Source organism: Nocardiopsis sp. Huas11, assembly GCF_003634495.1.
GTDB lineage: Bacteria > Actinomycetota > Actinomycetes > Streptosporangiales > Streptosporangiaceae > Nocardiopsis.
Window position 1 is genome coordinate 4,131,288 of sequence record NZ_RBKY01000001.1, and the last position, 17,780, is coordinate 4,149,067.

Sequence of the window (17,780 nt, forward strand, 5' to 3'; positions counted from 1 at the left end):
TGTGCGCGGAGTGCACACAGGTCTCCGGCCTCGTCGCCAAATAGGACATACACCCACAAACAGGGTGAAAACCCTTCTGCCCGTGTCCCCAAAACCCCAAACTTTGTCGACATTCGCCTGTCATTCGTGAAGATCGCCGGTCTTCGTGGAGAAGCGGTGCACGCTCGCGCGTGCAGGGCAGAGGCGCTGTCGAGGTGGTCGGTCGATGCGCTGGAAGCGGCTTTACCTGCGCACATGGCGGCGAGGGCGGCAGGGCGATTCACAAGTCTGGAAAGGACCAAAAGCCAAGCTTTGTCATCCGCGTGGGACGCTCGGTAGGCGTGGCCGCCAGGCACGCACACCGCTGGAAGGGCGGCTGTCCCCGACCAGCCAAGGCGCCCGAATGTCCGCGTGGAACATCCAGGTGCCAGAACAACGTCGTTGAAGCCCTGCGCTTCTGGCCGGCACGGACGAAGGCGACCACGGATCTGCTGCCTGATGGCCGGCGCGGGGCCGGAGCGGGAGGTCGCCGCCTCCGCGCGGCAGGCGAGACCCCTGCACTAGTGCACAGCACGCCAATCACCTTGGTGAGAGGGTGTTCGAGGGTCGTCGTGCGTACGTTGTCCACATGAGATACCTCGAAGGGGCGTTCGCGCCGGTCACCGAAGAAGTCACCGCCGACGACCTCCCCGTCACCGGTCGGATCCCGACCGAACTCAACGGTCGCTACCTGCGCAACGGGCCCAACGCCCTGGGCGTGGAAGACCCCGCCGTGCACATCTGGGGCATGGGACAGGGCATGGTCCACGGGGTCCGCCTGCGCGACGGCAGGGCCGAGTGGTACCGCAACCGGTTCGTGCGCACCTCCGGCTTCGCGCCCATGGTGCACGTGATCGGGCACGCCCAGCGGACCTTCGCCCTGGCGGAGGGCGGGTTGCCGCCCGCCGAACTCGACGACCGGCTCGGCACGGTCGGCTCGTGCGACCTGGGCGGGACCGCGGAGGGGTTCACGGCGGGAGCCCACTCCAAACACGACCCGGTCACCGGCGAACTCCACTCCCTGGCGTACATGCCGGGCCGCGACGTCGTGCAGCACATCGTGACCGGGCCGAAGGGGGACGTCGTGCGGACCACCTCCGTCCCCATGGAGCGCACCCCGTTCATGCACGACTTCGCGCTCACCGAGAACCACGTGGTGCTGTGGGACACGCCGCTGGGCTTCGACGGGTTCTCGTGCGGGTGGCTGCCCGGACACCCGACGCGCGTCGGGGTCATGCCCCGCACCAGGGGCGACGTGCGCTGGCGGGAGATCGACCCGGTCCACGTCAGCCACACGCTCAACGCCTACGACGACGGCGACGCGGTCGTGGTCGACCTGGTCACGGCCGAGGGTCCCTTCGACCCGGCCGATCCCGGGGCGATCCGGCCCATGCTGGACCGTTGGACGATCGGTCCGAACGGGATCGACCAGCGACGCGTCGACGACCGGCCCCAGGACTTCCCGCGCGTGAACGAGGCCCTGGCCACCCGCCGCCACCGCTACGGCTACTCGGCCGCGACCGATTTGTACGGGATCCCCTTCGTCCCCGAGGGAGCGCCGGCGGACGGCGCCTTCACCAACGTCCTGGTCAAGCACGATCTGGAACGCGGCACGTCCGAAGTGCACGCGTTCGGCCCGGGTGAGGCCGTCGGCGAGGCGGTGTTCGTCGCCACGGGCGAAGAAGAGGACGACGGGTACCTGCTCACCTATGTCCATTCCCCCGAGCGCGGCGCCGCCGACCTGGTGATCCTCGCGGCCCGCGACTTCACCGGCGAGCCCGTCGCGCGCGTGCATCTGCCGGCCCGGGTGCCGCTGGGCCTGCACGGCAACTGGCTGCCCGACTTCTGAGGCGTGGCAGCATGGCACCGTGAACGACGAGCCGCCGCTGTACCGGAGGATCGCCGCCGACATCGAGCGGCGCATCGCCGACGGCGACCTGCGTCCTGGCGACCCGGTGCCCACCACGCGGGCGATCGTACGCGAGTGGGGTGTCGCCATGGCGACGGCGACCAAGGCGCTGGCCGCGCTCCAGCAGGCAGGCGCCATCGAGTCCGAGCCCCGGGTCGGCGCCGTGGTCGCCAGGCGCCGGTTGCCCGCGCGGTCGGCAGGGGGCCTCGAACGCGAACGCGTCGTGGCCACGGCCATGGAGATCGCCGACGCCGACGGGCTGGCGGCGGTGTCCATGCGGGCGGTGGCGGCCCGGCTGGGGGTCGCCACCATGGCCCTCTACCGGCACCTGGAGGGGAAGGGGGAGCTCACGCTGCTCATCGCCGACGCCGCCTTCGCCGAGATCGAGTACCCGGAGCCGCCGCCGGGGTGGCGCTCCCACCTGCGGATCGCGGCGCGGCTCCTGGCTGAGCGATGAGCCCCTACCGGTCGGCCTGTGGTCCCGGCTGTTCGCCGAGTCATCGCGCTCAGGCTGGTGGCCGCTGTTGGTGGAGGACTTCGACCGTGACCCGCACCGGTTCCTGGAGGCGCCGACGATCGACCGGTTCACCGCGCTCACGGACCACGACCCGGCCGGGCTTCTCGCCGCGTGGTGGGGGCAGTACGCCGGTGCCGCCGAGCCCGACGCGGAGGAGGCCGAGCCCCACCCGGAGACCGCCCCCTTCGGGACGGTCTGGCCCGGAACGGTCCCCGCAGCCTCCCTGAAGGAGGGTGCGGCCGAGGCGACGGCCGGAGAGTACGCCGAACTCATCGTCGAGCACCGGCCGCCCCACCGCCTGGGCCTGGTGAGGGCCTCCTCGGGAGCACAGGCCCTGCTCTCGTGCGGATGGTCGGGACCGCTCAACTACGACAACGACACCGCCGTGTTCGCCGCGGTCGTGGCCGACTGGGAGCGGCGGTTCGGTGCGCGCGTCCTGGGCCTGGGGTTCGACACCCTGACGCTGAGCGTCGCCGCACCGCCCAGCGATGTCGACGGGGCTCTGCGCGTGGCCGCCGAGCACTTCGCGTTCTGCCCGGACCTCGTCTGGCAGGGAAACAGCCCTCACACGCTCCAGGCCTACGCCGAACGCCTCGTCGACCGCCCCGTCTGGGACTTCTGGTGGGACTGAGGCTCCGCCGCTCGACCACGCGGTGCCGCGAAGCCGGCGTCCGTCGGCTCCCGCGCGAGCCCGCGCGGGAGCGGTGACCGGCCGAGACCGCCGCCGTCCCGCCCCGTCCCGCCCCCTCAACCGGTCGGGGCGGGACGGGGCGGGCCGGCGGGCGGCTACTGGCCGGTGATGCCGGTCGTGGCCACGCTGCGGACGATGTGCCGTTGGAACAGCACGAACACGACGATCATCGGTGCCGCCGCGACCATCGACGACGCCAGCTGCGCGGCGTAGAAGGTCCCGTAGGAGTCGAGGATGTTCGGGATGCCCACGGGCAGCGTCATCAGCGCCGGGTCGGTCGTGATGATGAACGGCCACAGGTAGTTGTTCCAGGCGGAGATGAACACGAAGATCGCGGCCGCGGCGAGGATGGGCCGGGACAGCGGCAGGATGACGGTGGTGAACAGCCGCCAGTACGATGCCCCGTCGATGCGCGCCGCCTCGTCCAGCTCGCGCGGCACGGCGTCGAAGAAGCGTTTCAGGATGAACACGATGATCGGCATCACCAGCTGCGGCAGGATCACCGCCGCGTAGGTGTCCACCAGGTTCAGCGACACCATCTGCTGGAACAGCGGGACGATGAGCAGCTGCGGCGGGACCACGATCGCCGCGATCGTGAGGATCATCAGCGCCGAGCGGCCGCGGAAGTCCATGCGCGACATCGCGAACGCCGCCGGCGCCGCCACCGCGAGGGTGGACACGGTCACCAGCACCGCAACGAGCAGACTGTTGAACATCCACTGCTGCACGTTGCCCGCGGCGAACAGGCCGCGGTACTGGTCGAGGGTGAACCCCGACTCGGGAAGCAGGGTCAGCGGGAGGGCGACCGCGTCCTGCTCGGCTTTGAACGAGGTGATCAGGCCCCACAGCATGGGCAGCAGCCACAGTGAGGCGAGGACGACCAGGATCGTGACGGCGGCGACGCGCGGTCCGCGCCCGCCGCCCAGCACCAGGTCGCGCTGTCTGGCACGCGCACGCGCCTGCTCGGCCCGCCGGGTCGCGCGTGTGGCGCCCGAGCGGTCGGTGCGGCCACGGGTGGTGAGGGTCTGCGTGGTCATGTCAGGCCTTTCTCCGCGTCGTGAGCCACAGCTGGACGACGGCGACGAGCAGGACGATCGCCAGGAAGAGGTAGGAGACGGCCGCGCTGTACCCGAACCGGTAGCCGGTGAAGCCCATGTCGTAGATGTAGAGCAGCAGCGAGCGGCTGGAGTCGCCCGGGCCGCCCCCGGTCATCAGGTAGATCTGGTCGAAGATCTTCAGCGAGGCCAGGATCTGGAGCAGCACCACGACCACGGTGATGTTGCGCAGCTGGGGGACGGTGATGTGCCTCAGCCGGGCCCACGCCCCCGCCCCGTCCAGGGCCGCGGCCTCGTACAGGTGGTCGGGGATCGACTGGAGCGCGGCCAGGTACAGCAGGAAGTTGAAGCCGACGGTCCACCACACCGTGGTCAGGGCCACCGACCACAGGGCCACGTCGTCGTCGGTCAACCACCCCAGGCCCTCCATCCCGAAGGCGCGGAGCGCCTGGTTGAACAGGCCGAAGTCCTCGATGTACAGGAAGTTCCACACCAGTGCCACGGTGGCCACCGGCAGCAGGAACGGCATGAAGAACGACAGTCGCCACAGCCACTGGCCCGGCATCCCGGTGTGCACCAGGACCGCCATGGCCAGGGCGACCGCGACCAGAGGGACGGTGGTGACGACGGTGAACAGGAAGGTGTTGCCCAGCGTCCGCCACACCATCGGGTCGCCGAGCGCCTCGGCGTAGTTGGCCGCTCCGACGAAGGCGCCGCCCGCGCCGTTGAGCGAGACGTCGGTGAAGCTCATCCACAACCCGCTGAGCAGGGGCCAGATCAGGAAGAGCGCGTACACCAGCAGGAACGGCATCAGGAAGCTCAGCGGCGCGTCGGTGACACGCCGCCACAGCCGGGGCCGGGAGCTGGGCGCGGCCTTCGGTACGGGGACCGTGTCCGGCGCGGGTACGCGGCCGGTCGTTTCGGTGGGCGTGGTCATCGGGAGTCCCCCTCGGACGGGTTGGTCCGGGCCGCCCAGGAGTCGAGGGAGCGGGTCAGCTGCTCCACCGCCGCCTCGGGCCCCTGGCCGCTGACCGCCGTGCGCAGTGCCTCGCTCACGTCGGAGTGGAACTGGGAGCCGGCCCCCGCGAACCACACCTCAGGGTCCAGGACCGGCGTCTCGCCCGCGCTCGCGTAGTCGGACTGCGGGGTCAGCGCCTGGTAGTCCGCGGACTCCGTGACCGGCGAATAGGCGGGGATGTGACCGGCTTCGCCCCAGGTCAGGCTGTTGCGCACCATGAGCGCCACGAACTCGTGGGCGGCGCGGACCCGCTCGGGGTCGGGATCGCTCTGCCGTGGCAGCACGAAGGCGTGCGAGTCGGCGTAGCTGCCGGGATGCTCGAACACGGTGGGGAACGGGGCCGCGCCCAGGTTCTCGACGCTGTCGAGCAGGTAGGGCAGCTCCCACTCACCGCAGATGAGCATGCCGGCCCGCCCGGAGCTGAAGCCGGCCAGAGCGCTCTGGTAGGTCAGGTTGGCCTCCGAGGTCTGACCGTCCATGAGCTCGGCGAGGAAGGAGAACACCCGCAGCGCCTCGTCCTGGTCGAGCTCGGCGGGGCCGCCCTGGGGCAGGTGCAGCTCCGCCCCCGTCTGGTTGTACAGCTTCCAGAAGATCCGCCACCCCTGGGAGTCGTCGTTGACGTGCCCGTAGGTGATGCCGCTGCCCCCGGAGACCTCGGCGATCGCGCGGGAGGCTTCCAGGAAGTCCTCGGGGGAGTCCAGGGGGCGCAGCGTGCCGTCGGTGCCGAGCAGCCCGGCCCGCTCGGCCATCGCGGTGTCGTAGAAGAGGACGACCGGGTGGGTGTCGAGCGGGATCGCGTAGGTGGCGCCGTCGTGGATGCCGCGTTCCCACAGGTCGGGCACGAAGTCCTCGGCGGTGACGCCGAACTCGGCCAGCAGGTCGAGGTCGAAGGGGTCCAGCAGCCCGCCGGGGGCGTACCCCGGAAGACGCGACATGTGCATGACCGCGGTCTCGGGGGCGCGACCGCCGACGGAGGCCATGGCCAGCTTGGTGTAGTACGGCGGGCCCCACGCCAGGGTGCTGGGAGTGACGCGCATGTGCGGCGCCTGCTCCCGCACCGCGTCGAGCATGGTCTCCAGCCGCGCGCCGTCGCCGCCCTGGAACAGGCTCCAGAAACGCACGTCGGAGGTGCCGGAGGCGGTACCGGGCGCGCAGCCCAGGGCCGAGGCGCTCAGGGCGAGCGCGCCGGCGCCGAGGAGCATGTGGCGCCGGGTGGGCGGGGACGCGGCATGGGTCGCAGGGCCGGAACCCGTGGTCGGTGGGGTCGGGGGAGAGGGATGGGGGGACATCGAAGACCTCCTTGGCCGATTCGACGTATGAGGGGTGGGCCGAGGGGCGGCCCCTGTGCGGGAGCGGTGGCCGGTGTGGTGCCGGCGCCCACTCGCGGGGCGGTGGGCCGGTCCCTCGGCCGTGGGGGCGCGTGTCGCGCGGGGAGTGCGGTGGGCGAGTGGCGGGTGTGTCAGGGATCCGGGCGGCGGCCGGGTCGACGCCCCACCGACGCCCCACCGGCGTGCCGCCGCCGGGGCGCTGGGGCGCCGGCCGGGGGAGCGCTCACCCGGGCCGCGGGCCGTCCTTCTCGAAGGCGGCCGTGCGTCGCTGGGCCGCGGCGATGCGGTCGGTGTCGAGCTTCTCGCCGCGGTCGAACCGGTAGACGCCGTTGCGTTCCTGGAACACGTCGGTGAGCTGGGTGTAGCAGTAGCCGAACATGTGGGGGTCGTCCAACAGCACGCCGGTCAGCCCCTCGAAGCGGACGTGGAACTCCTCCAGGCTCCTCGGATCGTCGCCGTAGCCCCAGGAGGCGCCGCCGCGGTCGGTGTCGGGGTCCCAGCGGATCCCGCCGAACTCGCTGCAGAAGTAGGGCTGTCCCCGGTAGGGCACGGACCACGTGCCGCCGTCGTCACCGCCGTTCACGTAGGGGTCGTCCTGCGCCAGACCGCTCATCTGCTTCCGGAAGGCCTCCGGATCCTGCTCGTAGCTGTGCGAGTCGTAGACGTCGGTCTCGGGCACCCGGTGCGCGTACCCGGAGGCGTCGACCACGGGGCGCGAGGGGTCCAGTGCCTTGGTGGCCAGGAACATCGCCCGGGTCACGTCGTCGAGCGCGGTCGTGCGGTCGTGCAGCCGCTGGAAGGTCTCGTTGAGCGGGCACCAGCCGACGATGCTCGGGTGGGAGTAGTCGCGCTCCACGGCCTCCAGCCACTGGGCGACGTAGGAGGCGTCGGGACGCTGGTTGTCCAGGGCGGCGGGGCCGTCGATCGCGCAGCCCCAGTCGCCGAACTCGCCCCACACCAGGTAGCCGAGCCGGTCGGCGTGGTAGAGGAAGCGCTCCTCGAAGACCTTCTGGTGCAGGCGGGCGCCGTTGAAGCCCGCGCGCAGGCCGAGTTCGATGTCGCGCACCAGCGCGGCCTCGTCCGGCGCGGTCATCAGCCCGTCGGGGTAGTAGCCCTGGTCCAGGACGAGCCGCTGGAAGACGCGCTCGCCGTTGATGAGCACGGCCTTGCCCTCGATGGACACCGACCGCAGCCCGGCGTAGGACTCGGCGCGGTCCAGGACCGTGCCCTCGGCGTCGACCAGTGCGAGGTGGAGCGTGTACAGGTGGGGGTCGCGCGGGGACCAGGTGCGGCGGCGCTCCTCGGGGATCGCCAGGGTCAGCTGCGGCGCGGTGTCGAGGTCGGCGCGGACCTCGGCCGTCACGACCTCCCCGTCCCCGTCGCCCAGCACGGCGCGCACCCGCAGCCCCGAGCGCGGACCCGACAGGGGCAGCCGGAGGTGGAAGGCCCCGTTGGCGAGATCGGGTGTGATGCGCGGGCGCCGCAGGTGGGTCTCGGGCACCGGTTCCATCCACACGGTCTGCCAGATCCCGGTGGTGCGCGTGTAGTGGCAGCCGGAGTTGGCGTACCAGGTGGCCTGCTTGCCCCGGGCCTGCGGTCCGTGGCGGGTGTCGCGGGCGCGCACGACCACCACGGCGTCCTCGCCGGGCTCGGCGACCCCGCCCAGGTCGGCGGTGAAGGGGGTGAACCCGCCGCGATGGCGCGCGACCTCCACGCCGTTGACCCACACGGTGGTGTCGTGGTCCACGGCCTGGAAGTGCAGCAGCACGCGCCGACCCGCCCACGCCTGGGGCACGCGCACGGTCCGCCGGTACCAGACCGCCTCCATGAAGTCGGTGTCACCGACGCCCGACAGTTCGGACTCCGGGCAGAAGGGGACGGTGATGGTCCCGGCCAGGTCCGCGTCGCGCAGTCCCCGTTCGAGCCCGCTGTCGGCCCGGTCGATCTCGAAGCCCCAGGAACCGTTCAGGCACAGCCAGTCGGGCCGGGCGAACTGGGGACGGGGGTACTCGGGGCGCGGCGGCGCGGAGGGTCCGCTCTCGGGTGGTGTCGGTGTCTGCATGAGGCTCCCCTCGGTGATGGCACGGGCGGTCGCATGTGTGACCCGCGTCATGTCGGGGACCATGTGAGCATATTTTTACATCGATGTAAATCCCCCGAACAGGGGCGGATCGACCGGGGGAGACGGTCTCCGGGCCCGGCGGGACGCGGCCGGGGCCGGGCCGAGGGGCGCCGACTAGGATGGCGCCGAACGGAGGTGTCTGTGGGCAACAGGCCGCGGATCAAGGACGTCGCGCAGCGCGCGGGGGTCTCGCAGAAGACGGTTTCCAACGTCATCAACGATCACCCGAACGTCACGCCCAAGACACGCGCCGCCGTGGAGGAGGCCATCGCGGCCCTGGGCTACCGGGTCAACCTCGCCGGACGCCACCTGCGCCGGGGCGAGTCCGGGGTGATCGCCCTCATCGTGCCCGAGCTCGACCTCGGCTACTTCGCCGAGCTCTCCGACCTGATCATCAGGGAGGCCGGGCGCCACGGGCGGACGGTGCTCGTGCACCAGACCGAGGCCCGCCGCGATCGCGAGATGGCCGCCCTGGACGGCTTCGGCACCGATTTCGTCGACGGGGTCCTGTTCAACCCGCTGGCCATGGACGACGACGACCTCGACGCCCACCGCTCCCGGCTCCCCGTCGTGCTCCTGGGCGAGACACCCCAGGCGGGACGCCACCACCACGTCACGATCGACAACGTCAGGGCCGCGCGGGAGGCCACCGAGCACCTCCTCGACGCCGGAAGGACGCGGATCGCGGTGATCGGCGGCCGACCGCCGGCGGCGAGCGGGACCGCCGAACTGCGCGCCCAGGGCTACCGTGAGGCCCTGGAGTCCCGAGGACTGGAGTACGACCCCGCGCTGGTGCGGCCGGCCCGGCACTTCCACTGGCCGGACGGCGCCGACCTGGCCGCCGAGCTCATGGACACCCCGCGTCCCCCCGACGCGCTGCTGTGCCTGAACGACCCCCTGGCGCTGGGGGCGATCCGTGCCCTGTACGACGCCGGCCTGCGCGTGCCCGAGGACGTGGCCGTGGTCGGCTTCGACGACATCGCCCCGGGCCGCTGCTCCGTGCCGAGCCTGACCACCGTCTCGCCGGACAAGCCGGCCCTGGCGCGCGCGGCGGTGGAACTGCTGATGGCCGAGATCGAGGCGCGCCGCACGGCCCCGGGACCGGGGCCAGAGCCCGCGTCCGCGCCCTCGGGGCCCACCGTCAAGGAGGTCGTCATCGGGCACGCCCTCCTGGTCAGGGAGAGCAGCGGCCCCAAGGCCTGACCCGTCCGGCCGAAGCAGGCCCTCTGGATCCGGGGCCTCCGGAGGCGGGCCCTCCAGAGGCGGCGACGCCGTGGGCGCTGGTCAGGAGTCCGCGAAGAGGTCGACGGTGTTGCCGTCGGGGTCGTGGACGACCGCGTAGCGCTGCCCCCAAAAGGCGTCCCACGGCGCCTTGTGCCCCGGATACCCGGCGCCGGTCAACCGCCTGTAGGTGGCGTCCACCTCCTGGGGCGTGTGGCACTTGAACGCCAGGGCGACGGAGCCGGGGCCCGCGCTCGGGCGAAAGTCCGGGTCGAATCCGCGGATGGTCTCCACGGTGTCCCAGGCGAGCCGGAGCCCGTTCGGGAGCACGGCCTCGACGTGCGGTTCGTCCCCGTTCACCGCGGGCACGTCGATGCCGAGTAGTCCGTAGAAGTCCACGGACCTCTTCAGGTCGGCGGTGATGATCCCGACGAGATCAAGGGTGCTGTTCATGGTCGGCCTCTCCTTGGCGTGATGTTGTGGTTGACGCGAAACAGGTTCCGCGGATCGAACTCCGTTTTGAGTTCTCTCAGCCGGTGGTGGTCCTGGTCCGAGTAGGCGGTGCGTACGCTTTCCGGGCCGTGCCAGGCGCCGAGAAAGTTCACGACGGTGCCCTGGTCCACCGCGTGGAACAGCCGACGCGCAGCGGCGTGACGGTGGGCGCTCACGGAAGGGTCCTCCGGGTCCACCGGGCAGCCGAGGAAGACGGTGAATTCGGCGCCGCGCCCGCCCACGGTGTTCGGCGGGTCGGGCCTGTGGCGGTAGGCGCCGGAATGGTGGCGGATCTCCAGCATCACGGGGTCGGCCGCCTCCGGTCCGGCCAGGGCGAGGACCGACCGGAGATCGGACTCCGCCAGGGGGCCGGTGAAGAACCCCGACTCGCAGACCGAGTACGGGGCCACGGGCTCGTGGTGGACCGCGCCGATGTCCGTGTAGTCCCTGTCCCGCAGGGTGTCGAGCAGGACCGGGCCGATGGTGCGCACCGGCGCGAGGAGCCGCTCAGCCTCCACGGCCGGGCCGAAGTAGGCCGCACGCAGGTGGGCCACGTAGCGCCCGCGCAGTGCGGGAGGCACGCCGTCCGCGTCCGGATACGTGGAGAGGAACACGGAGGTGGCGAGGGTCTCCGGGAGGTCCCGCGTCCAGGAGGAGTAGGTCCGGAGCAGGTCGCGGGCGCTGTCCGCCGGGAAGTAGAGGCCGCCTCCGTAGAAGGAGGTGACGGGGAACAGCCCGATCTCGATCTCGGTCACCACACCGAGGTTCCCCTTGCTGCCGAGGATCCCAGCGAAGAGCCTCGGTTCCTCGCGCGGGCCGACCCTGCGGACCGCTCCGTCGGCGGTGACGACTTCGAGGGCGCTCACGTGGTCGGCCGCGTAACCGTACTGCCGGCCGAGCATGCCCACACCCCCGCCGAGGATGTAGCCGACCGTTCCCACCTCGGGGCTGGACCCGTTCAGCGGGGCCAGCCCGTGGGCGGCGGTCGCGGGCAGGACGTCCCGCCACCGCGTGCCCGCGCCCAGGCGGGCGGTCCGCGCGGCGGGATCCACCTCGACGGTGTCCATCCTGCGTGTGGTGATCAGCACCCCGTCCGCCCGGGCGCACATGCCGTGCCCCGTCGACTGGACGCAGACGGACAGCGACTGCCGCGCGGCGTAGGCGACGGCCTGGGCCACGTCCGAGGAGGTCCGTGCGCCGACCACCAGCGCCGGCCGGTGTTCGACGGTGTGATTGAGGGTCGCGAACTCCTCTGCGTAGCCTGGGTCCCCAGGGGCGAAGGCCGGACATGACCAGCCCATCACGCTCGCCCCGCCTTCGCTCGTGGCGAGCCGGTGATCGCCTCGCCGCGGTGGGGCGCGACGTCGGGACAAGGAAAGGCGGGGGCACGGTGCACGGGGGTCACGGCGCGACACCGGATCGGTCTGCTTCGCATGGCGACGAAACTAGTCGGAGCGCGTCGGCCCGTCTTGTCGAAAACGGACATCCCCGCGGGGGTGCGAACGTCCCGCCCGAGGAGGGGTGGTACCGGGAGACGAGGATCGCCGACACCTCCTCGGCCTTCATCTGCGTCTGGACCCACCGTGCCGGTTCCGCGCCCGCGCGCGTCATCCCCGACAACCACGCCGACTTCATCGTCAGCTCCGCCGGAGCCGCCTGGCTGGTCGGGCCCGCCACCTCGGTCGACCTTCCCGAGATCGAGCCGGGCACCGTGCTGAGGGGGCTGCGGATCCACACCGCGTCCCTGCGTGCGGTGACCGGCGTCGACGGGGCGGAGCTCAGGGACCGCGCACTGCCGGTCGCCGACCTGCTGCCGAGCAGGAAGGCCAGGACACTCGTCGACGTCCTCGACCCCACGGACGTCGCGGAAGCCATGGACGCCGCGAACCCCACGGACGTGATGGTCGCCGCGCCGCCGGACCTGCGGGCCCTGTGGCCGGACGCCGGTGCCGACGCCCGGGTGAGGGAGGCGGTGCGCCTGCTGTCGGGAGGCGGAGGGGGCGGGATCGACGCCGTGGCCCGCACGGTGGCGCTCACACCGCGCCATCTGCGCCGCCTGGTGGAGCGTGAGACCGGGCTGGGGCCCAAGACCCTCCAGCGGGTCGGGCGCCTCCAACGGGCTCTCCACGTGATCCGCGAGGGCGGGCCGCTGACCCTGGCCGATGTGGCCTCCTCGGTCGGATACGCCGATCAGGCCCACTTCGCACATGACGTCCGCCGGTTCACCGGGCGGACGCCGCGTGCCTACCTCGCCTCCCGGCCGCCGGAGTCACCGCGGTCGCGGAAATAGCCGCATCCGCGTTCCTCACCCCGGCCGGAGAGAGCCGTTTCCCCGCGCGTGTCACCCGTCCGGTCGGAGTACTGAAGTCCGTGCCGCCCGTAAACCGTCGGAAGCCGGTTTCCACGTGGGGTGTAGGATCTTTATCAGGTTTCATTCAAGGAAAGAGGCACGACGGGCGCATGGCAATGTTGAGAACCCTGGACCGGGGATTGGAAGCCATCAATGTCATTTCACGTTCGAGTCAGGGGGTCACCGTTCAGGACCTCGCCACGGCCCTCGATATCCACCGGGCGGCGGCCTATCGGATTCTGGACACGCTGGAAAGTCGCCAGTTCGCGCACAAGGGGTCCGACGGCACTTATCGACTCGGTTCCGGAGTTCTCGCCGTCAGCCACAGGTTCATGGCGCAATTCCGTGTCGTGGCGCAACCGGTCATCCAGGACCTCGCCAACGAGGTGGGAATGACGGCGTTCCTGGCGGTGGAGGACGCGGGACAGGCGCTGGCCCTGGCCGTGGCCGAGCCCGTGGCGGTCGAGTCCCTGGGAATCCGCTTCCAGGTCGGTTTCCGGCACCCGCTGGCGCAGGGGGCGGACGGGATAGCCATCCTCGCGCAGCGGCCGGAACGTCCGGGGGAGCCCGCCGCGGTCACGACCGCCCGCCAGTGCGGATACTCCGTGACGTCGGGGGAGAACCAGCCGGGAGCCGCGGGCATGGCGGTCGGTCTCGGAGACGTCGAGGCGTTGCAGGTGGAAGCGTCCGTCGGGGTGATCCGTCTCGGCGGACCGCAGGACCTGCGGGTCGAGGACGTCCTTCCCCACCTGGAGGGGGTGCGTCGCAGCCTGCGCTCCCTGCTGACCAAGCCCTGAGAGCCTGAGCGGTCGCCGCTCCTCGGAACCGACCCGAGCCGGCCCGCGGTCCCCCCACGGCCACCGCCCGGCGCCAGAGACCGATTCCGCCCGCTTCGGCCTTCCTGCCAGGGGCGTTGCCGCGTCCGGCGGCCATCCCGGACACCTTCCACCCCTTGTGCGGGAGTGTGACGCGCGCTACGTTGTGCGATAAATGTCATGGCGTGCGCGATATGTGGAAGCGGGTTGGAGCATGGGTCCTGTCCAGAGCGGAACCGGCGCGGGACGCGTCGCGGCTCCCACCGGCTGCCCGGTCGCGTCGGAGCGGGCCGCCTCGTTCGATCCGTTCAGCGACGGCTACCAGCAGGACCCCTCGGCCTACGTCGCCTGGTCGCGGGAGGAGGAGCCCGTCTTCTACAGCCCTCAACTGGGCTACTGGGTCGTCACCCGGTACGAGGACATCAAAGCGATCTTCCGCGACAACGTGACCTTCTCCCCGTCGGTGGCGCTGGAGAAGATCACGCCCACCTCCGAGGAGGCCAACGAGGTACTGGCCTCGTACGGCTACGGAATGAAGCGCACGCTCGTCAACGAGGACGAGCCGGACCACATGGCCCGGCGGCGGGCGCTGATGGGGCCCTTCGACGCCGACCACATCGCGCGGCGCGAGCCGATGGTGCGCCGGTTGACCCGCGCCTACGTCGACGCGTTCATCGACGAGGGCCGGGCGGACCTGGTCGACCGGATGTTCTGGGAGATCCCGCTCACGGTGGCCCTGGACTTCCTCGGCGTCCCCGACGAGGACCGGCCGGCGCTGCGCCGCTACTCCATCGCCCACACGGTCAACACCTGGGGGCGGCCGGAGCCGGAGGAACAGGTCGCGGTCGCCCACGCCGTCGGCAACTTCTGGCGCTACTCCGGCCAGGTCCTGGACCACATGCGCCGCCATCCCGACGAGGACGGCTGGATGCAGTACGGCGTGCGCAAGCAGCGGGAGCTGCCCGAGGTCGTCACCGACTCCTACCTGCACTCGATGATGATGGCGGGGATCGTCGCCGCGCACGAGACCACCGCGAACGCGAGCGCGAACGCGGTCAAGCTCCTGCTGGAGAACCGGCACACCTGGGAGGAGATCTGCCAGGACCCGTCACTGATACCGAACGCGGTGGAGGAGTGCCTGCGCCACAACGGCTCCCAGGCGGCCTGGCGGCGGATCACGACCCGCGACACGGTCGTGGGCGGCGTGGAGATCCCCGAGGGGGCCCGGATCCTCATGGTCTCCTCCTCCGGCAACCATGACCGGCGGCGGTTCGAGGACCCGGAGCTGGTCGACATCCATCGCGACGAGTCGAACGAGCACCTGACCTTCGGATACGGGGCGCACCAGTGCCTGGGCAAGAACCTGGCCCGCATGGAGATGCAGATCTTCCTCGAGGAGCTCACCAGCAGGATTCCGCACATGCGGTTGGCGCGGCAGGAGTTCACCTATGTGCCCAACACGTCGTTCCGCGGACCGGAGCACCTGTGGGTGGAGTGGGACCCCGAGCAGAACCCCGAGCGGACCGACCCCCGCGTCCTCGAACCCAGGCTCAAGGTCAACGTCGGAGAGCCCACCGAGGAGCATCAGAGCCGGCCGATGCGCGTCGACCGCGTGACGGAGGCCGCGCACGGTGTCCGGCACATCCGGTTGTCCAGCGCCGACGGGACCCCGCTGCCGCGCTTCACGCCGGGCGCGCACGTGAGCATCGTGTGCGGGGACACCGGTCTGGTGCGCCAGTACTCGCTGTGCGGCCCCCGCCAGGCCGCGGCGCCCGCGGGCGGATGCCCGGTGTCGGCCGGCCGACCGCAGTGGTACGAGATCGCGGTGCGTGAGGAGGAGGAGTCCCGGGGCGGCTCCCGCTGGGTGCACGAACACCTCTCCGAGGGCGACGTCATCACCGTCCGGGGCCCGCGCAACCACTTCCGTCTGCCCGCGTCCCCCGAACGGCTCCTCTTCGTCGCCGGCGGCATCGGCATCACGCCCATCCGCGCGATGGCCGACTGGGCCCTGGACCAGGGCGTCCCCTACGAACTCCACTACCTGGGCCGGCGGCGCGAGTCCATGGCGTTCCTGCGGGAACTGCGGGCCGAGCACGGCGACCGACTGCGGATCCACTGCGCGGACGAAGGCGACCGGGCCGACCTGGCGCGGCTGATGGGCTCGGTCGACGAGCAGGCCGGATCCGGATCCCTGCACGTGTACGCCTGCGGACCGCAGCGGATGATCGATGCGCTGACCGAGGCCAGTGCGCACTGGCCCGAGGGAGCCCTGGTCGTGGAGCACTTCGCCTCGCGCGTCGGCGGTCTGGACCCGGAGCAGGAGCGCGAGTTCGACCTGGTGCTCGAGGACTCCGATCGCCGGGTGAGGGTCCCCCGGGACAAGACGGTCCTGCAGGCGTTGCGCGAGGCCGGATACCGGGTCCCCTCCAACTGCGAGGAAGGGCTCTGCGGCACCTGTGAGATCCCCGTCCTCGACGGCGGTGTCGACCACCGCGACGTGGTCCTGACACCGGCGGAGCGGCGCCGCGGCGACCGCATGATGGCGTGCTGCTCACGCTCCCTCGAAAAGCGGATCGTGCTCGGCATGTAGCACATTCCGCCGCCTTCGAATCCCCCCAAGCAGAAGCCTGCCCAGGCAGTGCGGAAATGAAGGAAAATGGTACTCGGACTGACGGGAATCGTCCTTTCACTGATCCTGCTGATCACCCTGGCCTACCGTGGCCATTCGGTGATCGCGGTCGCCCCCTTGGCCGCGCTGGTCGCGGTCCTGTTCGCGGGTGTGCCCGTATTGGCGACCTACACCCAGATCTTCATGCCGGCGATGGGCGGCTTCATCGCGAAGTTCTTCCCTTTGTTCCTGACCGGGGCGATCTTCGGAAAGCTCATGTCGCTCAGCGGTTTCGCACAGAGCCTCGCCGACTGGATCGCCCGTCTCCTCGGGGCGAACCGGGCGATCCTGGTCACCGTGCTGGCGACCGCGCTGCTCACCTACGGAGGGGTGAGCGCCTGGGTGGTGGTCTTCAGCATCTACCCGATCGCCATGGTCCTGTTCGAGAAGGCCGACATCCCCCGGCGGCTGATGCCGGCGGCCATCGCCCTGGGGATCTTCACCTTCGCGACGGCGGCACTGCCGGGCTCCCCGCAGATCCACAACACGATCCCGACCCTGTACTTCGGGACCAACACGTTCGCGGCCCCGTTGCTGGGCCTGACCGCCGGCGCCGTCGTGTTCGCCCTCGGCCTGGCGTGGCTGAACTGGCGCAAGACGAAGTTGCGGGCGGCCGGGGAGTCGTTCTCGGACCCGACCGACGCCGAGCGCGGCAGCGGCGGCGCCGGGACCGGGCCGCAGGGACCGGAGGGTCCGGGCGGCCGTGCCGGAGCCGACGGTTCCATGGGCACGGATGCGGGCACGGGCGCAGGCGCGGGCGCGGGCACGGGTACGGCCGCCCAGGCCACGCTGACCGAGCCGAGCCCGGCCGTGGCCGCGCCGGTACGCGGTGGGACGGCCGGGCAGGGGATCCTGGGACTCCTGCCGGTTCTGGCGGTGGTCGTGACCAACGCCCTGATGACCTACGCGGTCCTTCCCGCGATGGACACGGGGTACCTCGCCGAGGACGCCTACGGGGCCACGGACGTCACGAGTGTGGCCGGCCTGTGGTCGGTGACGACGGGCATGGTCGTCGGGATCCTCGTGATCTGCCTGCTGAGGTTCGGTTCGATCCGTGAGTTCGTCGGCGGGATCTCCGAAGGCGCCAAGAGCGCGGTCCTGCCCGCCGCCACCACGGCGAGCGAGATCGGTTACGGCGCGGTCATCGCCTCTCTCGCGGCGTTCATGGTGATCCGCGACGGGATCTTCGCGATCAGCGAGAACGCGCTCATCACCTCCATCCTGTCCACGTCCGGGATCGCCGCCGTCACCGGGTCGGCGTCCGGAGGTCTGACGATCTCGCTGGAGACCTTCGGCGAGGAACTCGCCGTGCTCGCCGCGGAGCAGGGGATCAGCGTGGAGGTGATGCACCGGGCGACCGCGATGGCCTCGACGGGCCTGGACTCCCTGCCGCACAACGGAGCGATCATCACGCTGCTGCTGGTGTGCGGGCTGTCCCACCGCGAGTCCTACCAGGACATCGGCGTGGTCACGGTCGTCGTCCCGATCATCGGTGTCGCGGTGACCGTCGCGCTCGGGCTCTTCTTCGGAGTCTTCTGACGAGCTGAGCACAGGCGCCCGGCCGAGGCCGAAGCCG

General features: G+C 71.2%; 14 protein-coding genes. 8 read left to right on the forward strand and 6 right to left on the reverse strand.

Annotated elements, in window-relative coordinates:
• Positions 1–607: 607 nt before the first annotated feature.
• The 3 genes from DFP74_RS18815 to DFP74_RS18825 all read left to right on the forward strand — a co-directional run bounded on the left by DFP74_RS18815 (position 608) and on the right by DFP74_RS18825 (position 3,075).
• Positions 608–1,867, forward strand: a complete 1,260-nt coding sequence (locus tag DFP74_RS18815) for a carotenoid oxygenase family protein (protein ID WP_121183281.1) — start codon at positions 608–610, stop codon at positions 1,865–1,867.
• 19 nt (positions 1,868–1,886) lie between these two features.
• Positions 1,887–2,384 (forward strand): GntR family transcriptional regulator, encoded by a 498-nt coding sequence (locus DFP74_RS18820; RefSeq protein ID WP_233571029.1) that lies wholly within the window; start codon positions 1,887–1,889, stop codon positions 2,382–2,384.
• A gap of 70 nt (positions 2,385–2,454) precedes the next feature.
• Complete coding sequence (locus DFP74_RS18825) at positions 2,455–3,075, forward strand: DUF4253 domain-containing protein (RefSeq protein WP_233571360.1); 621 nt, start codon at positions 2,455–2,457, stop codon at positions 3,073–3,075.
• A gap of 155 nt (positions 3,076–3,230) precedes the next feature.
• On the opposite strand, the gene DFP74_RS18830 is transcribed toward DFP74_RS18825, so the two are convergent.
• From DFP74_RS18830 to DFP74_RS18845, 4 genes are all read right to left on the reverse strand, one after another.
• Positions 3,231–4,172, reverse strand: a complete 942-nt coding sequence (locus DFP74_RS18830; protein WP_121183283.1) for a carbohydrate ABC transporter permease — start codon at positions 4,170–4,172, stop codon at positions 3,231–3,233.
• Position 4,173: 1 nt separating this feature from the next.
• Entirely contained in the window at positions 4,174–5,127 is a 954-nt protein-coding gene (locus DFP74_RS18835) for a carbohydrate ABC transporter permease (protein ID WP_121183285.1), read from the reverse strand.
• On the reverse strand, positions 5,124–6,497 hold the full coding sequence (locus DFP74_RS18840) for an extracellular solute-binding protein (protein ID WP_121183287.1): 1,374 nt from the start codon (positions 6,495–6,497) through the stop codon (positions 5,124–5,126). Before DFP74_RS18840 ends, DFP74_RS18835 begins: the two co-directional genes overlap by 4 nt.
• Before the next feature lie 262 nt (positions 6,498–6,759).
• Entirely contained in the window at positions 6,760–8,649 is a 1,890-nt protein-coding gene (locus DFP74_RS18845; RefSeq protein ID WP_233571030.1) for a glycoside hydrolase family 2 protein, read from the reverse strand.
• Between the two features lie 150 nt (positions 8,650–8,799).
• Between DFP74_RS18845 and DFP74_RS18850 the strand changes: the two genes are divergently transcribed.
• Complete coding sequence (locus DFP74_RS18850) at positions 8,800–9,861, forward strand: LacI family DNA-binding transcriptional regulator (protein WP_121183289.1); 1,062 nt, start codon at positions 8,800–8,802, stop codon at positions 9,859–9,861.
• An 81-nt stretch (positions 9,862–9,942) separates the two neighbouring features.
• Here the strand turns inward: DFP74_RS18850 and DFP74_RS18855 are convergent, their stop codons facing one another.
• Both DFP74_RS18855 and DFP74_RS18860 read right to left on the reverse strand, forming a co-directional pair.
• Positions 9,943–10,332, reverse strand: a complete 390-nt coding sequence (locus DFP74_RS18855) for a VOC family protein (RefSeq protein WP_121183291.1) — start codon at positions 10,330–10,332, stop codon at positions 9,943–9,945.
• Entirely contained in the window at positions 10,329–11,672 is a 1,344-nt protein-coding gene (locus DFP74_RS18860; RefSeq protein ID WP_121188357.1) for an FAD-binding oxidoreductase, read from the reverse strand. Before DFP74_RS18860 ends, DFP74_RS18855 begins: the two co-directional genes overlap by 4 nt.
• 89 nt (positions 11,673–11,761) lie before the next feature.
• On the opposite strand from DFP74_RS18860, the gene DFP74_RS18865 reads away from it, so the two are divergent.
• The 4 genes from DFP74_RS18865 to DFP74_RS18880 all read left to right on the forward strand — a co-directional run bounded on the left by DFP74_RS18865 (position 11,762) and on the right by DFP74_RS18880 (position 17,743).
• Complete coding sequence (locus DFP74_RS18865; protein ID WP_158613019.1) at positions 11,762–12,661, forward strand: helix-turn-helix transcriptional regulator; 900 nt, start codon at positions 11,762–11,764, stop codon at positions 12,659–12,661.
• A gap of 176 nt (positions 12,662–12,837) precedes the next feature.
• Complete coding sequence (locus DFP74_RS18870; protein ID WP_199725703.1) at positions 12,838–13,518, forward strand: IclR family transcriptional regulator; 681 nt, start codon at positions 12,838–12,840, stop codon at positions 13,516–13,518.
• A 232-nt stretch (positions 13,519–13,750) separates the two neighbouring features.
• Positions 13,751–16,126 (forward strand): cytochrome P450/oxidoreductase, encoded by a 2,376-nt coding sequence (locus DFP74_RS18875; RefSeq protein ID WP_121183297.1) that lies wholly within the window; start codon positions 13,751–13,753, stop codon positions 16,124–16,126.
• 66 nt (positions 16,127–16,192) lie between these two features.
• The gene (locus tag DFP74_RS18880; protein WP_121183299.1) at positions 16,193–17,743 is read left to right on the forward strand and encodes a GntP family permease; all 1,551 of its coding nucleotides are present in this window, start codon (positions 16,193–16,195) and stop codon (positions 17,741–17,743) included.
• Positions 17,744–17,780 lie beyond the last annotated feature (37 nt).

Coding starts and splice junctions, on each gene's coding strand:
- DFP74_RS18815 (WP_121183281.1), top strand. CDS start 608: ATGAGATACCTCGAAGGGGCGTTCGCGCCGGTCACCGAAGAAGTCACC.
- DFP74_RS18830 (WP_121183283.1), bottom strand. CDS start 4,172: ATGACCACGCAGACCCTCACCACCCGTGGCCGCACCGACCGCTCGGGC.
- DFP74_RS18835 (WP_121183285.1), bottom strand. CDS start 5,127: ATGACCACGCCCACCGAAACGACCGGCCGCGTACCCGCGCCGGACACG.
- DFP74_RS18840 (WP_121183287.1), bottom strand. CDS start 6,497: ATGTCCCCCCATCCCTCTCCCCCGACCCCACCGACCACGGGTTCCGGC.
- DFP74_RS18845 (WP_233571030.1), bottom strand. CDS start 8,649: ATGACGCGGGTCACACATGCGACCGCCCGTGCCATCACCGAGGGGAGC.
- DFP74_RS18855 (WP_121183291.1), bottom strand. CDS start 10,332: ATGAACAGCACCCTTGATCTCGTCGGGATCATCACCGCCGACCTGAAG.
- DFP74_RS18860 (WP_121188357.1), bottom strand. CDS start 11,672: ATGGGCTGGTCATGTCCGGCCTTCGCCCCTGGGGACCCAGGCTACGCA.
- DFP74_RS18870 (WP_199725703.1), top strand. CDS start 12,838: ATGTTGAGAACCCTGGACCGGGGATTGGAAGCCATCAATGTCATTTCA.
- DFP74_RS18875 (WP_121183297.1), top strand. CDS start 13,751: ATGGGTCCTGTCCAGAGCGGAACCGGCGCGGGACGCGTCGCGGCTCCC.
- DFP74_RS18880 (WP_121183299.1), top strand. CDS start 16,193: ATGGTACTCGGACTGACGGGAATCGTCCTTTCACTGATCCTGCTGATC.